Raw genomic sequence first — 2,054 nt, 5'->3', positions numbered from 1 at the left:
AATGAACATCCAACGGAAGCGAAGTTTTCGGGCGAATGGCATCTACGATCAATGGTCCAATCGTAATGTTGGGAACAAAGTGACCATCCATGACATCCACATGTATATAGTCTGCTCCTGCATTTTCTACATCTTGAATTTCCTCTCCAAGCTTTGCAAAATCAGAAGCTAGGATAGAAGGTGCAATTTTTGTCATTCTTAATACCTCGGCTTTCTATTCTGTATTTCATCAAGAAACTGTAAATAGTGATCGTACCTTTGTTCAGAGATGCTCCCTTCTGATACAGCTGCCTTTACTGCACATTTCGGTTCTTTATTATGCAGACATCCTCTAAATTTACAGTCATCTTGAACTTCTACAAATTCGGGAAAACATTCCGGCAATTGTTCCATGGATAATTCTCCAAAATCAAGGGAGCTGAACCCAGGAGTATCTGCTACTAAACCACCAGCAATATCGTACAATTCCACGTGTCTTGTTGTGTGTTTTCCTCTTCCTAAACTCTGAGAAATCTCATCAGTATCGATGGCCAGTCTTGGATCGATCGAATTTAGTAATGAAGATTTCCCTACACCGGATTGACCTGCAATAACCGTTGTCCTGCCAGCCAGGTGAGCTTGAACTAAATCCATAGCTTCAGGGTCACTAACAGCAGAGAGAATAACAGGATATCCGATTTTTTCATATAACTCTTGATATTTCTTCATTGCTTCCACTTGATCATCGGTCAATTGATCCATTTTAGATATGACGATAAAGGGCTCAATACGTTTAGCTTCCACCAATACTAAGAAACGATCTAATAACAAAGCGTTAAAATCAGGGTGAGTGGCAGAAGTGACGATCAACGCTTGATCGACGTTTGCAATCGGCGGTCGAATGAATTCATTTTTGCGATCTTCAATCGATAAAATGTAACCTTCATCTTGTTTTTCCGCTTTAAACTCTACCATATCACCAACTAGTGGTGATACCTTGCGTTTTCTAAAATTACCTCTACCTCTGCATTGATAGATGGATCCTTCATGCCATACGTAATAAAAACCACTGAGCGCTTTTATTATCTTTCCTAATGGCATAGTTTCACCTTCTTAATATTTAACAGTACCTTCATCAATAACTTCGTCACCTCTCTGAACTTTATAAGACGCTTCTGAACCGGGTTCTATCCTCAATTCAATATCAAATGTCGTTGTCTCAGTTATCGTTTCTTCTCGTCTCACTTCAGAAATCTCGCTGTCCATATCATCTACATAAATCAGGACTTGCTGTTCTGTTTCTTCTGATTCTTCATCAAAAGGAACTTCCACAGAAACCTTCTCTGTTCTAGGAGGCTCCTCTTTAGGTCCTAGTGAAACCGTAATAGATACTGTAGAACCTTCTTTAACCTCAGTTCCTACATCAGGACTTTGTGAAATGACTTCACCTACAGTAGAATCGGAGTAATTTTCTGTTACCTTAACTTCTAAATTATTATTAGATAAGTATTTCGTTGCATTTTCTTGAGTCATACCTCTTAAGTTCTCCAAAGCTACTTTAGGAGGCCCGCTGCTCACTTCAAAGATGACCCCCTCTTCATCTGGCAGAACCTTCTCACCAGCTTCAGGTGATACTTGAGTAATAATCTCTCCTTCTGGACGGTCACTTGGCTCTCTATAAGAACGAACCGATTCATACCCTTTATCTTTCAGTTCTTTTTCGACTTGTTCATATTGCTGTCCCGTATAGTCACCGAATTCCACCCTTTCTCTTCCTCGACTGGAATAAACAGTGACTTCCGATTCCTCTTTAATGATTTTTCCTTCTTCTGGATCTGTTTTTATCACATAACCCTCGTCGACTTCTTCTGAGTACATCGTCTCCCGCTTGACATTTAGGTTAAGATCGTTTAATCGACTGTACGCTTCTTCATATTCCAACCCATTAACATCAATCATTTCTACATTCGCAGGCTGGATGATGCCAGGTATGGTAAAAAGTGCAATGAGGCCTCCAATGATAACTAAAGTCAGAATGGAAATCACCCATGGCCAAACTTTTTTCTTCTTTTTCT

The 2,054-nt window shown here is 39.8% G+C and carries 2 protein-coding genes and 1 pseudogene; all 3 read right to left on the bottom strand.

The window, feature by feature from the left end:
- Positions 1–196, bottom strand: a pseudogene (locus tag LD39_RS12655) (ribulose-phosphate 3-epimerase); the annotation flags it as partial.
- 2 nt (positions 197–198) lie between these two features.
- The gene (gene rsgA, locus LD39_RS12650; RefSeq protein WP_035547232.1) at positions 199–1,080 is read right to left on the bottom strand and encodes a ribosome small subunit-dependent GTPase A; all 882 of its coding nucleotides are present in this window, start codon (positions 1,078–1,080) and stop codon (positions 199–201) included.
- A gap of 12 nt (positions 1,081–1,092) precedes the next feature.
- On the bottom strand, positions 1,093–2,054 hold a 962-nt coding region (locus tag LD39_RS12645), incomplete at its 5' end, for a PASTA domain-containing protein (protein WP_035547228.1).

It is taken from the genome of Halobacillus sp. BBL2006, from assembly GCF_000786645.1.
In the GTDB taxonomy this organism is placed as follows: Bacteria; Bacillota; Bacilli; order Bacillales; family Halobacillaceae; genus Halobacillus.
This window is presented reverse-complemented; position numbering and strand designations above follow the sequence as displayed.

Coding starts and splice junctions, on each gene's coding strand:
- rsgA (WP_035547232.1), bottom strand. CDS start 1,080: ATGCCATTAGGAAAGATAATAAAAGCGCTCAGTGGTTTTTATTACGTA.